This window comes from Brevibacterium sp. HMSC063G07 (assembly GCF_001810665.1).
In the GTDB taxonomy this organism is placed as follows: Bacteria; Actinomycetota; Actinomycetes; order Actinomycetales; family Brevibacteriaceae; genus Brevibacterium.
In genome coordinates this window covers 97,846-118,243 of the sequence record NZ_KV802321.1, presented here as the reverse complement: position 1 = coordinate 118,243, position 20,398 = coordinate 97,846, and the positions used below count along the sequence as shown (strand labels likewise).

The following is a 20,398-nucleotide window of genomic DNA, read 5'->3' as shown; positions in this document are numbered from 1 at the left end:
TTTCAGCCTTTCTCGCCTATGCGATGGATTTCGTTCTGCGCTCGGGATATGCACGCCGGCAGTCCTACACCTTCGTACACGTTTCCGACAAGCGCCAGACCGGGGGTCTCAGATGTCGCACGGTCGATGTCCGCCACGCGGTCGAAATGTCCCGGAGTGAACTGGGGCAGACTGTCCTGCCACCGCTGGACCTCCAGGTGCGCGGCGATGTCGTTCCTGCCGGTGATGTCGAGCCAGTCCGCCCACGCGCGGCTGGCAAGTTCAGCGTCGTCCAACTGCGCCCACGCGTCGGGAGCATCACCGTAACGGCCAACGCTCATGCGCACAACGGCACGGCCGTCGGGCAGAACAGCATCCAGCCAGGGCCATTTGTTTGACGCGTAGGTTGAAGCCTTGATGAAGCGATTCTCGGTGGGCGGGATGAGGAAGCCGCTGCCGCTTAACGGCTCGGCAAGGTCGATGACCGCGGTGATGACGGCACAGCTGGCGTAGGGAACATCTGCCAGCAGCTGCGCAGCCTGCGGCGCCGCGGCGCGCAGAATCTCTGCTGCCGCATAGGCGGGCACGGCGATGATGATGTCATCGGCCAGGGCCTGCTCGCCGTCGGCGAACAGCACCCGCCAGCCATCGTCGCCCCTCTGCGCGGACACAGCCCGCGCAGACGTCACAATCTGCCCTCCGCAGCTGCGCACTTCATCAGCCAGGGCCGAGACCAGAACGCTGATTCCGCCGCGCAGGGTCATGAACACCGGCGGCGCAGCCTCTTCCTGCGTGCCGGGAACATTCGCCCCGGCAGCCGCAGTGCGGGCGGCAAGCGTGGTCCTGACCGTTTCGGTGACCGAGGTGCCTGTGCGGTAGGCATCCAACAGGGCCGGAACCGTCGCCTGCATCGACAGGTCACGACAGCGGCCCGAATAGACGCCGCCGATGAGGGGGTCAAGCACTGTGTCGACAACAGCCTCACCCAGTCGAGCGGCTACGAAATCGCCGATCGACACATCGCCGCTGCCTGCGGGAGTGAGCTGTTCGTCTTCGGCCCTGGCGATCTGTTCGCTGCTGAGAATTCCCTTCAGCGCACGAGGGTCCCCCGGCACACCCATCAGGGTGCCCTTGGGCATGGCCTGCATGCGCCCGCCTACAAACAGCTGCGAGGAGTGCTCCCGCGACGGATACACGGCTTCCAGACCCAGATCCTCAGCAAGTCCGCGGGTTTCAGGCCGCAGATAGAGGCTCGCCTCGGCACCCACGTCTGCCGATTCAACAGCCCCGCCGAGTGTCGAGGACTTCAGCAGACCGCCCACGCGCTCAGACGCCTCGTACACCGTGACAGAACTGCCCGGGCGCAGCCGCAGATACTCATAGGCGGCGGTCAGGCCGGAGATTCCGGCCCCAATGACGACTGCCCTACGTTCGGTCATGACTTCTCAGCCAGCACCTGCTCGGAGATCCGGTGCACTTCCCGGACAACCCGGCCCGGCACCTCGGGATCGGTATTGGGCAGCACACCGTGACCCAAATTGAACACAAAGCCGGGAGCTTCGAGACCCTTGCGGACAATCGCCTCGATGCGCTCCCGCAGAGCCTCCCACGGCGCAAACAGCATGGCGGGATCCAGATTGCCCTGAACAGCTTGGTGAGGCTGAAGCCGCTTGATCCCCTCGGCTAGGTCAACGCGGAAGTCAACGCCGACCGCGGTCGAACCGGCTTCCGACATGGCACTGAGCAGCTCGCCGGTCTGCACCCCGAAGTGGATGCTGGGAACATCAAGATCGGAAAGGCCGGAGAAAAGACGCTGTGTGTGCGGCAGAACATAGCGACGGTAGTCGGTCTCGCACAGGTAACCGGCCCAGGAATCGAAAACCTGAAAAGCGCTCGCACCGGCTTCGACCTGGGTGCGGATGAACAGCTCCGACATCACGTCGAGTCTGCTCAGCAGACGGTCAAACAGCTCGGGAGCGCCGACCATCATGGCCTTCGTCTTTTCGTGGTTCTTCGACGGCCCGCCCTCAATGAGGTAGCTGGCCAGCGTAAACGGCGCTCCGGCAAAGCCGATGAGCGGAGTGTCTTCGGGAAGCTGCTCAACAATTCCGCGCACCGATTCCGCAATGTCGGGAATATCGTCCGCAGTCAGCTCAGGCAGCGCGTCAATGTCCTCAGCGCGGCGAATGGGCTGATCCATAACCGGCCCAACACCGGGTTTGATCTCCACGCCGACACCGGCTGCCTGCAGGGGAACGACGATGTCGGAGAAGAAGATCGCAGCGTCAACGCCGTGACGGCGGACCGGCTGCATCGTGATTTCGGTGACCATATCGGGGCGGCGGCACGATTCGAGCATCGACGTGCCCTCACGCAGTTTGAGGTATTCAGGCAAAGACCTGCCTGCCTGCCGCATGAACCAGACGGGTGTGCGCGATACGGGACGACCGGTCGCCGCCCGTTCGAAAGTTGTAGCCATACGCCTATCGTCTCAGATGCTGGGCCTCGTCAGGACACCGGTCAGAGCCGGTTCACAGGGCTGTCGTGGGCATATCGTCCAGAAGGTCGCCAAGATCGAGGAAACGGCGCCTGTGGTAGACCATGGGGCTGCCCTGGGGTCTGCGCACAATGTCTTCGACTTCGGCCACGACCACCGTCGATTCGCCAACGGGCAGCCGACCGTAGTGGGAGCAGACGAAAACGGAATGCGCATCGCCCAGCACCGGCACACCGTCGTCCATGTAGGTCCAGTTCTGACCCGGTGAGAAGCGCTCACCGCCGGGCATCGCAAACTGCACGGCCAGCTCAGAATGGCCCGCGTGGAGCATGTTGACTGCAAAGCGGGCGGAGTCGAGAACGTGTCCGGCCGCTCCCCTGGCCTTTGTCACGGAGAACAGGAGCGAAGGCGGGTCGAGCGACACACTGGCAACTGAGGACGCCGTGAGTCCAAACGGACCGTCACCGCTGTCTGCGGTGACGATGCACACCCCGGCAGGGTGATCGGCAAAAGCGCTTTTGAAGTCTTCCGGTTCAACGGGCACTGTCTTCTCCTTCCGACTGTTGAAGGCACTTTGGGCCCTGAGTATTCCATCCGCCCGGCGTGGGAGCTTCGCCAGTCCCGCCGAGCTGTCTACGGTTGAATGCGTGGTCCAGCCCGTTCCCATCAACCGCACGCCCAAGGCCTTCGCGACACTCGCCGAGGCCCTCCGAACCGTGCGGTCAACACCGCAGGTGCACATCGAGGAAATCGCCGCTCCCGGCCGTCTGGCACCGTGGGCTGTCGCCTTCTCCGCCCAGGTCACAGCCGAGGGCACGTTCCTCGAAGACGACGCCGTTGACGACCTCGCCACCGGCAGAATCGTCGTCCTCTACGACCCCGAGGCCCCGGTGGAATGGCAGGGAGAGTTTCGCCTCGTGTCGTACATCCGAGCCGAACTCGAAGACGAACTGGCAGCCGAACCCATGCTCGGGCAGGTCGCCTGGACCTGGCTGACAGACGCGCTTGACGGACGCGACTGCAATGTCGCCGAAGTCGGCGGCACAACCACCAAAGTCATCTCCGAAAGCTTCGGAACACTCGCGCAGCGCCCCACGACAGTCGACCTTGAGCTGCGTGCATCGTGGAGCCCCATACTGGAAGACCCCGCAGACATCACCCAGCACATTGAAGCCTGGATAGAGCTCATCACAACCGCGGCGGGCCTTCCGCCTATGCCCGAAGGAGTCAGTCCCTTCCCGGGACGCAGGCGATGAGCTCATCAGACGTCGACCCCGACCTTCCTCTGCTGAGCGAACCCTCGTCAGGGGTACCAGAGGTCATCAGCACCCCGAAAGCGCTCGCCGACGCCGTTGCCGCGCTCGAAGCCGGCAGCGGTCCTGTCGCAGTCGATGCCGAACGCGCATCGGGAATCCGCTACGGCAGCCGCGCTTTCCTCATCCAGCTCAAACGCGCCGGCGCAGGCATCCTCCTGCTGGATCCCGAAGCACTTGGCAGCCTCGAAGCAGTCGGCCGGGCAATAGAAGACGTCGAGTGGGTACTCCACGCGTCCTCCCAAGACCTTCCGTGTCTGGCAGAGGCAGGCATGGTCCCCACGCGTGTTTTCGACACCGAAATCGCCGCCCGCCTGCTCAGCGAACCGAAGTTCGGTCTGGCCTCTCTCATCGGCGCCCATCTCGGTGTCCGTCTGGCAAAGGAACACTCCTACGTCGACTGGTCACAGCGCCCGCTGCCCCACGACTGGCTGGCCTACGCCGCTCTCGACGTCGAACTGCTCATCCAGCTGCGCGACATCCTCGAACAGAAGCTGCGCGAAGCCGACAAATGGGAAATAGCGCAGCAGGAATTCGCACACGCCGCGAAGTTCACCCCGAAGGTCTACCCGGAGCCGTGGCGACGCGTCCACGGCCTGGGCGCTGTCAAAAGCCGTCGCGGTCTGGGGCGCGTTCGCGCCATGTGGGCGGTTCGCGATGACCTTGCCGAACAGCGCGATGTGGCTCCGGGCCGGATCATCGCGGATCGGACCATGGTGCAGGCAGCCGGGGCCCAGATCCGCTCCTCCAAGGAGCTTCTGCGCCTGCCCGGTCGCGGACGGCCAACACCCGCGGACGCGCGCGAGCTCTTCAGCGCAGTACAGGCATGCAACAGACTGCCCGAGGACATGATGCCGACGGTGCGCGATCCGCACAAGTCCACCCCGCGAATGACGCGGGAACAGCGGGACGTCGCAAAGGAACTTCTGTCGCACATGAAGAGCGCCGTCAACGCGCGGTCCGAAGAACTCAATGTTCCACACGATCTGCTCATTGCCCCGGCTGTGGTCCGTGAGCTCTCAGCGCGCGCCGCTCTCGGCGGCAAGCACCCGGCGGATATCGACGCACTCGAGGAGTTTCTGCGACAGCGCAGCGTCCGCGAATGGCAGATTGCCGAAGCCGCGCCCGCGCTGTGCCGCGTGATCGACAAACACCGCGGCGTCAGTGGCTAGGCTCCCCAACACGCCCCCACAGCACTCTGCCGCCTATCAGCTCAGAGCTCGGTGGGCTTCAGAGCCGGCTTACGTCAGCGGGCTTCGCGCAGGTGGCGCTGAGAAGTCGGAAGCATGCGCAGAATGTCGTCCACCATGTCCTGTACGTCCATACCGGCGTGGGACAGAACTTCTTCCCGCGTTCCCTGCGGCAGGAACTCATCCGGCACGCCGAGTTCGACGACGCCCGTGCGCGAACGGTCCTCCCGCAGCTCCTGTCGGATCTGCGATCCGATTCCGCCGATCTTAATGCCGTCCTCAATCACCGCCACAAGGCTGAATTCAGCGCCTCGCTCGATGACAGACGGCGGGACCGGCAGCACCCAGCGGGGATCGACGACCATGGCGCCGATGCCGCGCGAGGCAAGTTCTTCACGCACTGCCAAAGCCCGGTCTGCAAGCGCTCCCACCGACACGATGAGAACATCCGCACTGCAGTCATCGGGCACATCGGCCAGCACGTCAACCCCGTCCTCGGTGCGGCGCAGCGCTTCGAATTCGCGTCCGACCTTGCCGCGGGAGAACCGCACAACAGTCGGGGCATCATCCACCTGGACGGCTTCACGCAGCTCTTCAACCAAACGCGTGGCATCCCGGGGCGCAGCCAGCTGCAGGCCGGGCACGATCCGCAGCATCGCCATATCCCACACGCCGTGGTGGCTTGCCCCGTCCGGCCCGGTCACTCCGGCACGGTCGAGAACAAAGGTCACACCCTGCTTGTGGAGCGCAACGTCCATGAGCACCTGATCGAATGCTCGGTTGAGGAACGTGGCATACAGGCAGACCACGGGATGCAGTCCCCCGTAGGACAGTCCGGCAGCTGAGGCAACGGCGTGCTGTTCGGCAATCCCCACGTCGAAAACGCGGTCGGGAAATTCGTCAGCGAACTCTTTTAGACCAACCGGCTGCAGCATTGCGGCGGTGATGGCGACGACGTCCTCTCGTTTGCGGGCAATCTCCACAATCTCTTTGCCGAACACCTCGGTCCACGATGTGCCGACAGTCGGCTTGGCCTTGCCCGTCGACGGGTCGATGACGCCGACGGCGTGAAACTGGTCCGCATCGTCGTTGTAGGCCGGCGCGTAGCCGTGGCCCTTCTGTGTGAGCGCGTGCACGATGACAGGACCGGCATCGTACTGCTTGGCCAAAGTCAGCGCCCGCTGGAGGGCTTCGAGATCGTGACCGTCAACCGGGCCGATGTACTTGATGCCCAGCTCGTCGAACATACCGGCCTGCGATGACGGAGTGGTCACCATGTCCTTCAGGCCCTTTTTCACCCCGTGCATAGCCGAGTAGGCGTAGCGGCCGGGAATGCCGCCCTCCTGCAGCCGCTCTTTGCCCCAGGACAGAATCTTTTCGTAGCTGGATGACGTGCGCAGTGAGTCCAGGTGTGACGCGAAGCCGCCGACAGTCGGAGCGTAGGAGCGCCCGTTGTCGTTGACGACGATGACCATCTTCCGCGGCGGGGTCGATTCGTCCGCCGCAATCGTGTTGAGCGCTTCCCAGGCCAGACCGCCCGTCAGTGCACCGTCGCCGACGACGGTGACAACGTGCCGATCGTTATTGCCCCGCAGCTGATTCGCCTTGGCAATGCCATCAGCCCAGGACAGCGCGGCCGAAGCGTGCGAGTTCTCAATGACGTCGTGCTGGCTCTCTTCCCGCGAGGGATAGCCGGACATACCGCCCCACTGGCGCAGCGTATCGAAACCGGCGCGCCTGCCGGTGAGCAGCTTGTGGACGTAGGACTGGTGTCCTACATCGAACAGCACGGTGTCGCGCGGAGATTCGAACACGCGGTGAATGGCCATGGTGAGTTCGACAACGCCCAGATTGGGGCCCAAATGCCCGCCGACGGCAGAGACTTTCGAAATCAGTTCGTCACGGATCTCTTTGGCCAGAACGTCACATTCGGCGTCGCTGAGTTTCCGCAGATCATCAGGGCCGCCGAGCCCCTCAAGGAAAGTCACCGCGTGGTCCTCCAGTGCGTGTAGGTTTCAACGCTTCAGTCTAACCGTCTGCAGAAAATGACAGAAACCGCCCACCTTCGGCGTTCAATGGGCGTAGCCTGTTCCACATCCGTATTGCCGACTCGAGGTAGGTGCCCGTGAGCACACCAGCATCATCTGCAAACAGACGTTCTCAGACGAACGCCAAGACCATCATCGGCACGAGCGTGGGCAATGCTCTCGAGTGGTACGACTGGAACGTCTACGCCAGCTTCGCCGTATACCTGTCAAGCCAGCTGTTCGACAGCGCAAACCCGCAGTCGGCCTTTTTGGAGACCATGGCGGTCTTCGCAGTCGGCTTCGTCGCAAGGCCCTTCGGCGGTGTTGTCTTCGGATGGATCGGCGACAGGATCGGACGCAAGCACGCGCTCACCCTCTCAGTGATCGCAGCCTCCGGCGGATCCCTGCTCATAGCGGTCTGCCCAAGCTACGAACAAATCGGCTGGCTTGCCTCGGCTCTGCTCCTTGTGGCCCGACTCATTCAGGGTCTGGCCCACGGCGGTGAGCTCCCAGCCGCGCAGACCTACCTTGCCGAACAGGCACCTCGTGAACATCGCGGCCTGTACTCTTCGAGCATCTACGTGTCCGGCACCTGCGGCCAGCTGCTCGGCCTGGCACTGGGCTTGACCCTGCAGGCAACACTGTCACCGGAGGCGATGAGCGCCTGGGGTTGGCGCATCCCCTTTGCTCTCGGCGCCGTCCTCGGAGTTGTGGCACTGTGGATTCGCCGCTACATGGAAGAATCCGAAGTCTTCGAAGAGCAGCGCCGAAAGGTACAGGAACAGCCCACACCCGAACTGTCGAAGAACGTCTTCATCGAAGTGCTCAAGAACTGGCCTATCGGCCTGCGCGTCATCGGCATGACGGCCGGGCTGACGGTGTCCTACTACATCTGGTCGGTCACCATTGCCTCAATTTCGCACAAGTCCTTCGGGTTTACGGAACAGCAGGGCTTCGTTGCAGGTCTTATCGGGAACATCGTCTTCTGCTTCGCGCTGCCGGTGTGGGGCTGGCTGTCAGACAAGTGGGGACGCAAACCCACCATGCTCATCGGCCTGGGCGGAAGCGCGCTTCTGTACTTTCCGGCGATCGGCGTGATCTCCACGGGATCGTTCCCACTGCTGGTTGCCGCTGTGTGCACGCAGCTGATTCTGCTGGCAGGGTTCCTTTCGCACGCGCCGGCCACCTACGCCGAGATGTTCCCCACCGCTCAGCGCACAGCTGGGTTCGGCATCCCCTACGCCGTGGCGATTGCAGCCTTCGGCGGCACCGCCGGAATGATTCTCACAGCCGTCGGCAGCGCTTGGATATTCGGCGCATACTCGGTGTTTCTGCTGATCGCCTCGTGCGTCACAATTGCCACCATGAAGGAAACCTCGGGCTCTGACCTCAGCCACTGATCAGGCCAAGATCCGAACCAGTCCGCTTTCCAACATGGCGTCGAGTTCGGCCGGCTCCGTGCCGGGGCTGTTGATGTAGTCAAGGGTCAGGCCGTTGACCAGCGCGGTGACCAAACGCGCCGCGAGCGACACATCAAGATCCGCACGGAGCTCGCCGGACTCAACACCCGAGGCGAACGCCTCTTCCAGCTTCTCCCGGAAGCTGTCGAGTTCCCGCCGATACAGTTCAGCCAGCCACGGCCGGGTTGAGGCTGCCGCCCCGAAGGCGACCCACGCCAGCGCGTCTTCCCTCTGTTCCGGGCCTATCGGCAGCAGCTCACGCAGAGGGCTGCGCTTGCTGCTCACGTCCCGATCAGCAGCGAGCACTCGCGCGTCCTGGCGCTGCACGGAACGCTGAAAGGCGGCCTGGAGCAGCCGTTGGCGGCTGGGAAAGTGATACTGCACCGCTCCCGGAGACATCCCGGCTGCGGCAGCGGCCGAGCGGACACTGACAACATCAAAGCCGCGCTCGGCGATCACCGTAATCGCCGCGTCCGCGATAGCAGCCTGAGCATCGGAGAAAGAAGCAGATCCAGTCACTCCAGCACCTTATCAATACACTTGTATCGACTATGTGATACAAGTGTATTGATCCGTTCCTCGAAGACTGCTGGAGAACACCCGTGGATCTGCTTTTGCTCATCGGCCTCGCACTCTTAGACAGCCTCAGCCTGGGAACCCTCGTCATTCCCGTAGCCCTTGCCATTCGCCAGCAACGCGTCGAACTCAGACCACAGGCGCTGTACTTCCTCACCGTCTGCAGCGCCTATTTCGCTCTCGGCGCTGTGCTGCTCTTCGGCATGGAAACGCTGCTGGACGCGCTGACCGACATTCTGCACACGCCGCCCGCTCTCTGGGCACGCCTCGTGATCGGCGCCGGACTGGCAGTTTTCGGGATCTTTGCGAAAAACCCGAAGAAGCGCAGCCCAGAGGAAATAGCCGACCAGCCCGCACCGAAATCGCCTTCGCCGTGGGCGGTGATTGTGCTGGGTCTCAGCGCCGCGGCCGCGGAGGCTGGCACAATGGTGCCCTATCTGGCCGCCATAGGAATCATGGGCAATATGAGCCAACCGTGGCCAGTCCGCTTGGCAATTCTTGCCGGCTACTGCTTCATCATGATCGCACCGGCGCTCGTGATTCTCACTGCCATCGCCATATGGGGTCCGCGCGTCTTTCCTCGCGTTCGGCGTCTTCTGGCGACTTTCGAATACGAAGCGAAGGTCACACTCCTGTGGATCGCTGCAATCATCGGGATCCACTGGGCAGTGACGGCCGCAGTGCAGATCTTCTCTCACTGACAAGCGGACACAGAAAAGCGGGCCGGATCAATTGATCCGGCCCGCTTCAGCGCTGCCTTACGGCCTCAGCGAATCTTCAGTGCGTCACTTCACGAGCGAGCGAAGGACGTACTGGAGGATGCCGCCGTTGCGGTAGTAGTCGGCTTCACCGGGTGTGTCGATGCGCAGGACCGCATCGAATTCGACGGTTTCGCCGTTTTCCTTGGTCGCGGTGACCTTGAGCGTCTTCGGCGTAACACCTTCGTTGAGCTGTTCAACACCGGAGATTGCGAAGGTTTCGGTGCCGTCCAGACCCAGCGTGTCAGCGCTTTCACCCGCTGGGAACTGCATGGGCAGAACACCCATGCCGATGAGGTTCGAACGGTGGATGCGCTCGAAGCTCTCAGCGATGACAGCTGCAACGCCGAGCAGCTTGGTGCCCTTTGCAGCCCAGTCACGCGAAGAGCCGGAACCGTATTCCTTACCGCCGAGGACGACCAGCGGAGTGCCGGCTGCCTGGTAGTTCACAGCGGCGTCGTAGATGGTGGTCTGCGGACCGCCCTCCTGGGTGAAGTCGCGGGTGAATCCGCCCTGAACACCGTCGAGCAGCAGGTTCTGCAGACGGATGTTGGCAAACGTACCGCGGATCATCACTTCGTGGTTGCCGCGGCGCGAACCGTAGGAGTTGAAGTCCTTGCGCTCGACACCGTGCTCGGTGAGGTATTTGCCGGCCGGGGTGTCGGCCTTGAAGGAACCTGCCGGCGAAATGTGGTCGGTGGTGACCGAGTCGCCGAGCTTGGCGAGCACGCGGGCACCTTCGATGTCCTTGACCGGTGCCGGTTCGAGTTCCATGCCCTCGAAGTACGGGGGCTTGCGGACGTAGGTCGATTCGTCATCCCATTCGAAGACGGAACCGGACGGAGTGTCGAGCTTCTGCCAGCGCTCGTCGCCGTCGAAGATGGTGCCGTACTCGGACTTGTAGGCCTCGGTCGAAATCGAAGAGTCGATGACGCTTTCGACTTCTTCCGGCGAAGGCCAGATGTCCTTGAGGAATACGTCGTTTCCATCCTGGTCCTGGCCCAGCGGCTGGTTTTCGAAATCGAAGTCCATGGTTCCAGCCAAGGCGTATGCGATGACCAGAGGCGGCGAAGCCAGGTAGTTCATCTTGACGTCCGGGCTGATGCGGCCTTCGAAGTTGCGGTTGCCCGACAGGACTGCGGTGACCGAAAGGTCGTTGTCCTGGATGGCCTGGGAGATCTCGGATTCCAGCGGGCCGGAGTTGCCGATGCAGGTGGTGCAGCCGTAGCCGACGATGAAGAAGTTCAGCGCCTCGAGGTCTTCGATGAGGCCGGCCTTCGTGTAGTAGTCGGTGACGACCTTCGAACCGGGGGCGATCGAGGTCTTGACCCACGGCTTGGAGTTCAGACCCTTCTTGCGGGCGTTGCGCGCCAGCAGACCGGCAGCCATCATGACCGACGGGTTCGAGGTGTTGGTGCACGAGGTGATCGACGCGATGGCAACCGCACCGTTCTTGAGTTCGAACTCGCGGCCGTCTCCCATCGAAACGTCGACGGACTTCTGCTCTTCACCAGGCTGAGCGTAGTTGTGGATGTCCTTGGCGAACTGAGCCTTGGCATCAGCCAGCTCGATGCGGTCCTGCGGACGCTTGGGACCGGAGATCGACGGAACGACGGTCGACAGGTCGAGTTCGAGGTATTCGGAGTACTCGACTTCGTTCGACGGGTCGTGCCACAGGCCCTGTTCCTTGGCGTACTTTTCGACCAGGTTGATCTGCTCTTCCGAACGGCCGGTGAGCTTGAGGTAGTCGATCGTGACGTCGTCGATGGGGAACATGGCTGCCGTCGAACCGAATTCGGGGCTCATGTTGCCGATCGTGGCGCGGTTGGCCAGCGGAACGGCTCCGACGCCTTCGCCGTAGAACTCGACGAACTTGCCGACGACACCGTGCTGACGGAGCATGTCGGTGATCGTCAGGACGACGTCGGTTGCGGTCACGCCCGAGGGGATTTCGCCCTTGAGTTTGAAGCCGACGACGCGCGGGATGAGCATGGACACCGGCTGGCCGAGCATTGCCGCTTCGGCTTCAATGCCGCCCACACCCCAGCCGAGGACGCCGAGGCCGTTGACCATGGTGGTGTGGGAGTCGGTGCCGACCAGCGTGTCGGGGTATGCGCGGGTCACGCCGCCGACTTCGCGGGCCATGACGACGCGTGCCAGGTATTCGATGTTGACCTGGTGGACGATGCCCATGCCCGGGGGAACGACCTTAAAGTCATCGAATGCGGTCTGACCCCAGCGCAGGAACTGGTAGCGCTCACCGTTGCGCTGGTATTCGATGTCCATGTTGCGCTCGATGGCGTCTGCGGTGCCGAAGGAGTCGATCTGGACCGAGTGGTCGATGACGAGCTCTGCGGGAGCCAACGGGTTGATGTCATCGGGGTTGCCGCCGAGTTCTTTAACGGCTTCGCGCATGGTCGCGAGGTCGACGATGCAGGGAACACCGGTGAAGTCCTGCATGACGACGCGCGCCGGCGTGAACTGGATTTCAACGCTCGGCTCGGCCTTGGGATCCCACGAGGCGAGCGCCTTGATGTGGTCCTCGGTGATGTTGGCACCGTCTTCGGTGCGGAGCAGGTTCTCCAGCAGGACCTTGAGGCTGAACGGAAGCTTGTCCGCACCATCGACCGCGCTGAGGCGGTAGATCTCGTAGGACTTGTCTCCGACCTCAAGAGTGCCCTTGGACTTGAAACTGTCGACGTTGCTCAAGTGACTCTCCTGTTCGTTCGCTCTCGATACTCTGCGCCCGGCCCAGCTTCATCCGGACTCGAATTAGGCAACATTAACGTTGTGCAAAGTATCTTGACGTCAAGATAAATCTTATCGCATCGCCACAGTGTTCTCCACCACCGGGGCGGGGCTGTCGCGCCTGGTCTCAGCGGGAGAATACGGCGGTGAACTCGGTGTGCTTCGTCAGCGGGAACGCGTCCCACCCCTCCAGGCGCACAAGCTCAAATCCGCCGTCGAGAAGACCGCGTGCGTCACGCGCGAACGTCCCGGCGTCACAGCTGACATAGACGACCTTTTCCGCCGCCGAGGCGCCGATCATGTTGACGACATCTTCTCCGGCACCGGCTCGCGGCGGGTCGAGCACGACGGTGTCCGCTGCCGGCAGCATGCCCAGCTTTTCAATGCGCCCGACTTCGAACTTCGCCGGCAGGCCCTCCGCATTGGCTCTGGCGGACTGAATCGCCCCCTGCGATCCTTCGATCCCGGTGACCTTGACCCCCGACAGAGCGAGGAACACCGAGAACAGTCCGGCACCGCAGTAGAGATCAAGTGCCCTATCGGGGCTGCCCGCGAATTCGACGACCTTCGCCGAAAGGACATCTGCTGCTTCGACGTGCACCTGCCAGAAGCCATCGGCGTCCAGCCCGAAGCGCTGGCCGCGGACCTCTTCGCGCACCCGCCCAGTACCTGCAAGAATCTGCGGGGGTGCTGGGCGGCCGCGATTGCGCTTGCCCTCTGTGCGCAGCAGAACAGACCAGCCGCCAGGCTGTGCGGCAGCGATCTCTTTGAGTCGGCTGAGCACAGCGCCCTTCGGTGCTCCCACGGCGATGATCGCACCGCCTGAAGCCGAAGCGACGAGCTCCAGCCGCGACAGACCCGGCAGGGTCTGCAGGTGCAGGCCCAGGTCATTGAGCTCTGGGACAGCCAGCGGAATGCGGGATACGGGAACAACCCGGTGCGATCCCCCGGCTCGCAGACCAGGCTGGCCGTCTGACCCCACAGCAAGCTGAACCCGGGTGCGCCAATCCATTCCGGAGCCCCCATCCGCTTCGCGCGGCAGCGGGCTGACCCGCAGGTCCCATTCGATGCCGCCGATCCTTTCCAGCTGCTGCCGAGCGGCTTCGGCTTTGAGCCTGCGCGAATACGCAAGATCGACAGCGGCGAACTCCGTCCCGCCGACTCCTGCGGCACCGCAGGCGGCCAGCCTGTCGGGAACGCGATGAGCCGAAGGCTCGAGAACCGAGACGACCCGAGCGCGAGCAAAGCGCTTCTTCACCTGAGTCAGCTCCACCTCGACGGTTTCGCCGGGCAGCGCACCGTCGACGAAGACGACCCCATCTTCGGTGCGGGCAGCGGCCGCTGCTCCGGCGGCAGGCGCATCGGGCACGAGGACACGGCGGTCACCGACCGCTGGACGCTGGCTGGTCATTTCTTCATCCTGATGTCAGACAGTTCGATCTTGCCCTCCGCACTCTCCAGCACAACCTGGTTGCGGTTGAAGGACTCCAAACGCCACGGCACGGTCGCAACGACGACACCGGGCAGAAAGGCCAGGAAGGACTTCAGCCGCAGAACCGTCTGATTGTGCAGCAGCGACTCCCACCAGCGGCCCACGATGAACTGGGGAATGTAGACGATGATGAGGTCCTGGGGGTGGCGCCGGCGCAGCGTCGTCACGTGCCGCATGATCGGACGGATGAGTTCGCGAAACGGCGAATCGATGATAGTCAGCGGAACTGTCAGCTCCATCGCGTCCCACTGCTTTTGGATTTCATCGACCGCATCGGCGTTGACCGCAACCGTAAGAGCCTCCAGCTGAGTGGGACGACTGGCGCGGGCATAGGCAACCGAGCGCAGAGCGGGCTTGTTGATGCTCGTGACGATGACGACCGCGCGGGTGCCTGCTGGAAGACGGCGCACATCGGTGTCTTCAGGATCGACGCGCAGATCCCGGTTGACAGTCGAATAGTGGCGGAAGATGCCGCCCATGACGGCGTAGAGCACGAGCATCGCCACGAGCGCCATCCACACCCCGCCGACGAACTTCGTGATGATGACCACCACGAGCACCGTCAGCCCCAGAATCGCTCCGATGAACCCGACAACACGCGCAATGAGCATTTTGGTGCGCTTCGGTCCGGAAACGGTGCGCCGAAGAATGTGATTCCAGTGGCGGACCATGGCCAGCTGCCCCAGAGAGAACGACAGGAACACGCCCACCAGATACAGCTCGATGAGCTTCGTGGGCTGAGCGTCCGTGATCAGGATGATGAGCACGGATGCGCACGCCAGCACCAGAATGCCGTTGGAGAACGTCATGCGGTCCCCGCGGGTGGCCATCTGCTTGGGAAGCAGCTCGTCGCGAGCCAAGCGCGAAGCCAGAACGGGAAATCCCTCAATCGCAGTGTTCGCCGCCACCAGGAGGATGAGCGCAGACACAACGATGACAACTGCGGTGAGAATCGGCGAAAAGGAGAAGACGGCTTCGGCCATCTGCCCCACCACGGGGTGCTGCACGTAGTCCGGCCCAACGCTGTGACCGTCCACAAAAAGCTGCGCTTCCGGATCGATCGCGTATTTGATGCCCAGCGCCGAGGCCAGCCACATGAGCCCCACGAGCATCGTCGCCGACAGCGCTCCGGTGATGAGCAGCGTATTGCCGGCGTTGCGCCCGCGCGGCTGGCGGAACTTCGCAGCTGCAGACGCCACCGTTTCGATGCCGGCGACAGCCACGGCCCCGGAAGAAAAGGCCCGCAGCACAATGAAAACCGCTGCCAGACCCTGCATCGCGGTATCCACACCGGCCAGCGGCTCCAGAGTGAACCCGGCGGTTTCAGCCTGCGGAAGATCGCCCGCCAACATCCGCCCGAAGCCCACGGCCAGCATGATGAAGACAAGCGCAATGAACGTGTACGTCGGCACCGCCATGAGGGTCCGGCCCCCCTTCCAGCCGCGCAGGCCGAACAGCGACACCGTGACCACCCCAGCAAGCGCAATGAGCACCGTGTAGCTGCGCAGCGGCGGTATGAGCTGAGCGACGAAGCCGGAGAACACCGCCATCGACACCGACAGTGTGAGGACGAAGTCAACAAGCAGGGCGGCGGCCACGAGGCGAGCCGGACGCGCTCCGAGGTTCTGGGCTACAACCGAGTAGTCGCCGCCTGCCGGATAGGCGCGCAGCGTCAGCCGGAAGCACAGCACCATGATGAGGGTGACAGCGCCGACGGCAAGGCCGATCCACGGCGAAATGGTGATCGCCACGATCCCCGATGTCGACAGGGCAAGCAGTATCTCGTCCGGTGCGTAGGTAACCGACGACAGCATGTCCGAAGCGAAAACCGGCATTGCGAGGCGCTTTGGGAGCGCTTCGCGTCTAAAGTGGTCACTGCGAAACGGCCGTCCAACGACTGCGCGCTTGAGCGCATAGGTAAAACTGCTTGCCACGGCCCCCATGGTAGTCAAATGCGAAGAAGGCGAAGGCCGTGCACTTTGTGATTATGGGCTGCGGGCGCGTCGGCGCGCTCTTGGCCAGAACGCTCGACCGTCGCGGACACACGGTCGCTGTCATCGACCAGGATCCCGATGCATTCCTCAAGCTCGGACCGGATTTCGCCGGTTCGACCATCACCGGCGTCGGCTTTGACCGCGATGTCCTCAAACGCGCCAGAGTGGACGGCGCCTATGCCTTCGCCGCGGTGTCCTCTGGCGACAATTCGAATATCTTGGCCGCGCGCGTCGCCCGCGAAACCTTCGGCGTGAAGAACATCGCCGCGCGCATCTACGACCCCAAACGAGCACAGATCTTCGAACGGCTGGGCGTGCCGACCGTGGCGACAGTCCGGTGGACGGCCGAGCAGATGATGCGCCGGCTGATCCCCCAGGGGTCCGTCAACGAGTACCGCGATCCTTCCGGGCAGATCGGCCTGTCAGAAGTGCATGTCCACCCGGCGTGGGTATCGCACTCCGTTCTCGAAATTGAAGAGGCCGTGCCGGGCCGCGTGGGATTCATCACCCGTTCGGGAGAGGGCATTCTTCCGCAGAGGGACACACTCCTCCAGGAAGGCGACCTGGTGCACATCATGTCGCGGATGGACGACCTCGACGACATTGAGCGGATTCTGGACGCACCCCCGGCACAGCCGTACAGACAGCAGGACTGAGAGGAATCACCATGAAGGTCGTCATCGCCGGAGCCGGTTCGGTGGGCAATTCAGTCGCCCGCGAGCTTTTGGAGAACGGACACACCGTCCTGCTCATCGACAAGGACAAGAACGCCATTCGCAGAGATCTCGTACCCGGCGCTCAGTGGCTTCTGTCGGATGCGTGTGAACCCGACGGTCTGGCCGAGGCCAATCTCGACTACGCCGATGTCGTCGTCGCAGCGACCGGTGATGACAAGACGAACCTGGTTCTCAGCCTGCTGGCCAAAACCGAGTTCGGTGTCCCCCGCACTGTCAGCCGAGTCAACAACCCTCGCAACGAATGGCTGTTCGACGACAGCTGGGGCGTCGATGTTGCCGTCTCCACCCCTCGTCTGCTCACAGCGCTGGTAGAGGAGGCAGTTGAGGTCGGCGGCCTGGTGCAGCTGATGAACCTGCAGCGCGGCGGTGCTTCGCTGGTCGAGGTGACGCTGCACGAAACCGCCGCCATCGCCGGTCAGCGCGTCGGCGACACTTCGTGGCCGGCGGACACTGTGCTCGTCGCCCTTGTCCGGCAGGGCCGCGCCTTCGCTCCCGACGCCGATGATTCGCTCATCGCCGGCGACGAACTGTACTTCTTGACCCTGCCGGAGCTGCATTTGCAGCTGACGGCTATGACTCGCTGATCAGCGAACTGCGCTCAGCGGCACCCTGCGCAACAGGGTGTAGGCAGGGCTGAGGGTGACCATTTCGCCGCCCAGCAGGCAGAACTTGCCGTGCACTGCCACTGGGCGGCCCGGCAGCAGCCCTGAGACTTCCCGCACACCCAGGAATCGCACGCGCACCTCGCCGGTATCGTCAGAGACAATGCAGTCGAACGTCGGGTTCGCTCCGTGCGCCGACCGTGTGATTGATCGGATTGTTCCCGCCACGGACGCGGTGTCGCGGTCGGCGATCTCGCTGATCGGCACACAGGTCCGGGTCAAGCGCGACAGTTCGGCCACACGAGCCGAACGGGCCGCGCAGTCAGCGGACTTCGGCAATTGTCGGACCCGGATTGAGCGGATCGCCGCCGTCTGATTCTTCCGCCTGAGGCTGTGCGTTCGGCGGGGTGAGCATCAGAAGCTCACGCGGAGGCCGCGCTTCTTCACCGCGATCGACGATGACGCCGCGCAGAACCGCGCGAAGCTCTTCGCGCGCTGGGCTTTCCTCTACTGCGGCGTTCGTCAGAGCTGCCCGGAGGAACCAGCGAGGCCCGTCAATGCCGATGAAGTGCACCGGGCGCAGAGAGGACGCGTCTTCTCCTTCGTGGTTGACCGGCACTTTTGCGTGCAGCTCCATGCCGAAGTTTGTGTAGCGCTCGGCCGCCACGCCGCCGGCCTGCTTGATGTTGTCCGCTGTCAGTGAGCGCACATCACTCCACAGGCCCTCCGCCTTAGAAGCGGCAAAGGCCTGCAGCTGCAGGTTTCCGCCTTTGTGTGCCAGTGTCACTGCGACGACTTCACGCGTGTCCTCCGTCTGCTCCAACTGCACCTGCATCTGGTCGTACACGGGGATTTTGAGGGCACCGAGGTCCAGGCGGTCGACGTCCGAGGCCTTTTCGGACGAGTCCCACGGGCCGTTCTGGGCGCGGTCGCGCGGTCCTTCTTTCGCTTTGAAGTCGTCATCGGCATCGGCTTCAGCCGCTTCGTCAGCGGCGGCGCTCCTCCTGCTGACCGGCTCTTCAATCTGTTCGTCTGTCGGCTTGGCCTTGCGAAAACGGCTGAAGAATGACATCTACTGCTCCTCGTTGTGGGTGAATCCGCCGGTCGATCCGAAACCGGAGCTGCCCCGGTCGGTTGATGACAGGGTATCGACAATTTCGAACTCTGCCCGGCAGACCTCTTGGATGACGAGCTGGGCAATCCGGTCGCCGCGCGAAATCGCTGCGGACGTATCGGGGTCGAGGTTGACCAGCGGCACCTGGATTTCGCCGCGGTAGCCCGCATCGACAGTTCCCGGCGCATTGATGACAGTCACGCCCGCTTTGGATGACAGTCCCGACCGGGGGTGAATGAATCCCGCATATCCTTCCGGGATCGCCAGGGCAATGCCAGTCGGCACGCGGCGGCGCTCCCCCGGCTGCAGCACGAAATCTTCGGCGGCGATCAGATCGCAGCCGGCATCACCGGAGTGCTCATAGCCGGGCAGAGGAAGGCCCGGATCAAGAACCTTGAGCTGGACGGGAACGATATTGGCAACCACGGGCAGGACTCTAGTGCTTAGCGCCTGCCGATGCCACCTCGGGAAGCGGCCTGACGAACCGCGCAGCAGGCACATGGGACAATGGTGCGCATGAACTCCCCCGCGTCTGCGACGCACGGCGTCGCCTATGTCGAGAAGCTCTCGCCCACGATCACGTGGTGGTTTGTAGGGCTGTTCCTTTCGTCGATGACCGCCGCCATGGTCTACCCCGTGTGGCACATCGGAGCAATAGTGGTGCCCGCCGTCGTGTTCGCACTCGCCGCCTTCTGGCTGGTGTCAATGGGAGCGAAGATCCTCGTGACCGACACGCACTTCTATGCGGGTCGAGCTCATATTGAGCGAAGCTACATCACCGAAGTCGAGCCGCTGGACTCCGACGCCGCCTTCCAGGCCCGCGGACCGCAGCTTGATGCCCGTGCTTTTCTTATGATCCGCCCGTGGGTCAAACAGGCCGTCAGGGTGCACATCAACGACCCCGCAGACCCGACACCGTACTGGGTTGTGTCAACCAAACGGCCCGCGGCTTTGGCACGAGCGCTGAGCTCCTGAGCATCCGAAAGCCGGGCAGACGACAGCGGGGCTGAGAACAGATCTGTTCTCAGCCCCGCTGTCGTCTGCATTGCTGTCAGCGTACGGGTGTGCTCAGCCTGCGCAGTCCGAGCAGATCAGAACGCCGTCGTTGTCTTCTGCCAACTGCGAGCGGTGGCGAACCAAGAAACACTCCATGCAGGTGAATTCGTCGTTCTGGCGCGGAAGAACACGAACTGAGAGCTCTTCGTTTGAAAGGTCAGCCCCCGGCAGCTCGAAATCTTCGGCTGCCGCCGTTTCGTCTTCATCTACCTGGCTGGCCTGCGCCTGATTGCGCTGCGCTTTGAGCTCCTCGATGGAGTCAGCGCTGATCTCGTCATCCTGCTTTCGCGGGGCGTCGTAGTCGGTTGCCATTTGTACTGGTCACACTCCGGCGGCGTCTGGTTGAGGTCTGTGAATGACCCGGCTCATGTGCAGGTCATCCCGAATAATGCACCCTCATTCGCTTTTGCGCAACTGCCGCGCAGGTGGTTCCTGTTATTTTTCCCCACTTTGATAGTTTGGAGCTCACACAGCATCGCGTTCATGTTGAGTTCATGCAGAATGCCGATGATGCTTGTGTTTGAGAAGGGAGGCCCCATGTCAGGTTTTGCTGAAGGGCTCGACAACAAAGTCGGGCTTCTGCGCGAACAGCTCGCACAAGCCAGGGAAGCTGGCGACGAGTTCCGCGAACAGGCCCTGATCGAAGAGCTGAGCGATACTGTGAACATCGCCGGCGAAAACGATCTCGACACGTCAGAGCTGAAGAAGGTCCTCGCTGCAGAGACCGGCACGATACCGGTTATAGACGAACCAGAGGACTGACGTCCTCGAAGGCGAAAGGGGCGGCCCTGGCCGCCCCTTTTTCGGCGCTCGCACGCAGGCGTGAACTCTCAGCGCCGCGAATATGCCCGGGCC

20 protein-coding genes are annotated in these 20,398 nt (G+C 63.1%); 8 read left to right on the top strand and 12 right to left on the bottom strand.

Annotated elements, in window-relative coordinates; translation table 11 throughout:
* Positions 1 to 2: 2 nt before the first annotated feature.
* Genes hemG through HMPREF2757_RS00540 form a run of 3 tightly spaced genes read right to left on the bottom strand, consistent with a single transcriptional unit; the run spans position 3 to position 3,020 of the window.
* A complete protein-coding gene (gene hemG / locus HMPREF2757_RS00550; protein WP_070572384.1) occupies positions 3 to 1,418 on the bottom strand; it encodes a protoporphyrinogen oxidase in 1,416 nt (471 codons plus the stop codon).
* On the bottom strand, positions 1,415 to 2,458 hold the full coding sequence (gene hemE / locus HMPREF2757_RS00545; protein WP_070572382.1) for a uroporphyrinogen decarboxylase: 1,044 nt from the start codon (positions 2,456 to 2,458) through the stop codon (positions 1,415 to 1,417). The genes hemG and hemE overlap by 4 nt, the downstream gene beginning before the upstream one ends.
* Positions 2,459 to 2,510: 52 nt before the next feature.
* Entirely contained in the window at positions 2,511 to 3,020 is a 510-nt protein-coding gene (locus HMPREF2757_RS00540; RefSeq protein ID WP_070572380.1) for a flavin reductase family protein, read from the bottom strand.
* A 103-nt stretch (positions 3,021 to 3,123) separates the two neighbouring features.
* Between HMPREF2757_RS00540 and HMPREF2757_RS00535 the strand changes: the two genes are divergently transcribed.
* Both HMPREF2757_RS00535 and HMPREF2757_RS00530 read left to right on the top strand, forming a co-directional pair.
* On the top strand, positions 3,124 to 3,732 hold the full coding sequence (locus HMPREF2757_RS00535) for a DUF3000 domain-containing protein (protein ID WP_070572377.1): 609 nt from the start codon (positions 3,124 to 3,126) through the stop codon (positions 3,730 to 3,732).
* Positions 3,729 to 4,961 (top strand): HRDC domain-containing protein, encoded by a 1,233-nt coding sequence (locus HMPREF2757_RS00530; protein ID WP_070572375.1) that lies wholly within the window; start codon positions 3,729 to 3,731, stop codon positions 4,959 to 4,961. Before HMPREF2757_RS00535 ends, HMPREF2757_RS00530 begins: the two co-directional genes overlap by 4 nt.
* 74 nt (positions 4,962 to 5,035) lie before the next feature.
* Here the strand turns inward: HMPREF2757_RS00530 and dxs are convergent, their stop codons facing one another.
* Positions 5,036 to 6,967 carry a 1-deoxy-D-xylulose-5-phosphate synthase gene (dxs, locus tag HMPREF2757_RS00525; protein WP_070572374.1) on the bottom strand — a complete coding sequence of 644 codons (1,932 nt, stop codon included), beginning with the start codon at positions 6,965 to 6,967 and terminating at the stop codon, positions 5,036 to 5,038.
* A gap of 137 nt (positions 6,968 to 7,104) precedes the next feature.
* Here dxs and HMPREF2757_RS00520 point away from each other — a divergent pair, with 137 nt between their 5' ends.
* Complete coding sequence (locus HMPREF2757_RS00520; RefSeq protein WP_070572372.1) at positions 7,105 to 8,406, top strand: MFS transporter; 1,302 nt, start codon at positions 7,105 to 7,107, stop codon at positions 8,404 to 8,406.
* Here the strand turns inward: HMPREF2757_RS00520 and HMPREF2757_RS00515 are convergent, their stop codons facing one another.
* Positions 8,407 to 8,985: a TetR/AcrR family transcriptional regulator gene (locus HMPREF2757_RS00515; RefSeq protein ID WP_070572370.1), complete on the bottom strand. Its 579-nt coding sequence runs from the start codon at positions 8,983 to 8,985 to the stop codon at positions 8,407 to 8,409. It lies immediately after the preceding gene.
* 83 nt (positions 8,986 to 9,068) lie between these two features.
* On the opposite strand from HMPREF2757_RS00515, the gene HMPREF2757_RS00510 reads away from it, so the two are divergent.
* Positions 9,069 to 9,743, top strand: a complete 675-nt coding sequence (locus HMPREF2757_RS00510; RefSeq protein ID WP_070572369.1) for a GAP family protein — start codon at positions 9,069 to 9,071, stop codon at positions 9,741 to 9,743.
* Positions 9,744 to 9,827: 84 nt separating this feature from the next.
* On the opposite strand, the gene acnA is transcribed toward HMPREF2757_RS00510, so the two are convergent.
* The 3 genes from acnA to HMPREF2757_RS00495 form a co-directional block, all read right to left on the bottom strand.
* The gene (gene acnA, locus HMPREF2757_RS00505) at positions 9,828 to 12,509 is read right to left on the bottom strand and encodes an aconitate hydratase AcnA (RefSeq protein ID WP_070572367.1); all 2,682 of its coding nucleotides are present in this window, start codon (positions 12,507 to 12,509) and stop codon (positions 9,828 to 9,830) included.
* A 166-nt stretch (positions 12,510 to 12,675) separates the two neighbouring features.
* Positions 12,676 to 13,959: a class I SAM-dependent RNA methyltransferase gene (locus HMPREF2757_RS00500; protein ID WP_083304021.1), complete on the bottom strand. Its 1,284-nt coding sequence runs from the start codon at positions 13,957 to 13,959 to the stop codon at positions 12,676 to 12,678.
* On the bottom strand, positions 13,956 to 15,974 hold the full coding sequence (locus tag HMPREF2757_RS00495) for an APC family permease (RefSeq protein ID WP_256278238.1): 2,019 nt from the start codon (positions 15,972 to 15,974) through the stop codon (positions 13,956 to 13,958). Before HMPREF2757_RS00495 ends, HMPREF2757_RS00500 begins: the two co-directional genes overlap by 4 nt.
* A 38-nt stretch (positions 15,975 to 16,012) precedes the next feature.
* Here HMPREF2757_RS00495 and HMPREF2757_RS00490 point away from each other — a divergent pair, with 38 nt between their 5' ends.
* Positions 16,013 to 16,690, top strand: a complete 678-nt coding sequence (locus tag HMPREF2757_RS00490; protein ID WP_070572362.1) for a potassium channel family protein — start codon at positions 16,013 to 16,015, stop codon at positions 16,688 to 16,690.
* An 11-nt stretch (positions 16,691 to 16,701) separates the two neighbouring features.
* Complete coding sequence (locus tag HMPREF2757_RS00485; protein WP_070572360.1) at positions 16,702 to 17,355, top strand: potassium channel family protein; 654 nt, start codon at positions 16,702 to 16,704, stop codon at positions 17,353 to 17,355.
* On the opposite strand, the gene HMPREF2757_RS00480 is transcribed toward HMPREF2757_RS00485, so the two are convergent.
* From HMPREF2757_RS00480 to dut, 3 genes are read right to left on the bottom strand one after another with little or no spacing between them, the layout of a single operon-like run.
* Positions 17,356 to 17,655 carry a single stranded DNA-binding domain-containing protein gene (locus HMPREF2757_RS00480; protein ID WP_141750118.1) on the bottom strand — a complete coding sequence of 100 codons (300 nt, stop codon included), beginning with the start codon at positions 17,653 to 17,655 and terminating at the stop codon, positions 17,356 to 17,358.
* Positions 17,656 to 17,695: 40 nt separating this feature from the next.
* Positions 17,696 to 18,445, bottom strand: a complete 750-nt coding sequence (locus tag HMPREF2757_RS00475; protein ID WP_070572356.1) for a DUF3710 domain-containing protein — start codon at positions 18,443 to 18,445, stop codon at positions 17,696 to 17,698.
* A complete protein-coding gene (dut, locus tag HMPREF2757_RS00470) occupies positions 18,446 to 18,913 on the bottom strand; it encodes a dUTP diphosphatase (protein ID WP_070572355.1) in 468 nt (155 codons plus the stop codon).
* 90 nt (positions 18,914 to 19,003) lie between these two features.
* Between dut and HMPREF2757_RS00465 the strand changes: the two genes are divergently transcribed.
* Entirely contained in the window at positions 19,004 to 19,462 is a 459-nt protein-coding gene (locus tag HMPREF2757_RS00465; RefSeq protein WP_070572984.1) for a DUF3093 domain-containing protein, read from the top strand.
* 93 nt (positions 19,463 to 19,555) lie between these two features.
* On the opposite strand, the gene HMPREF2757_RS00460 is transcribed toward HMPREF2757_RS00465, so the two are convergent.
* Positions 19,556 to 19,855 carry a DUF4193 domain-containing protein gene (locus HMPREF2757_RS00460; RefSeq protein WP_070572353.1) on the bottom strand — a complete coding sequence of 100 codons (300 nt, stop codon included), beginning with the start codon at positions 19,853 to 19,855 and terminating at the stop codon, positions 19,556 to 19,558.
* Positions 19,856 to 20,080: 225 nt separating this feature from the next.
* Between HMPREF2757_RS00460 and HMPREF2757_RS00455 the strand changes: the two genes are divergently transcribed.
* Positions 20,081 to 20,305, top strand: a complete 225-nt coding sequence (locus HMPREF2757_RS00455) for a hypothetical protein (RefSeq protein WP_070572982.1) — start codon at positions 20,081 to 20,083, stop codon at positions 20,303 to 20,305.
* Positions 20,306 to 20,398: the final 93 nt, after the last annotated feature.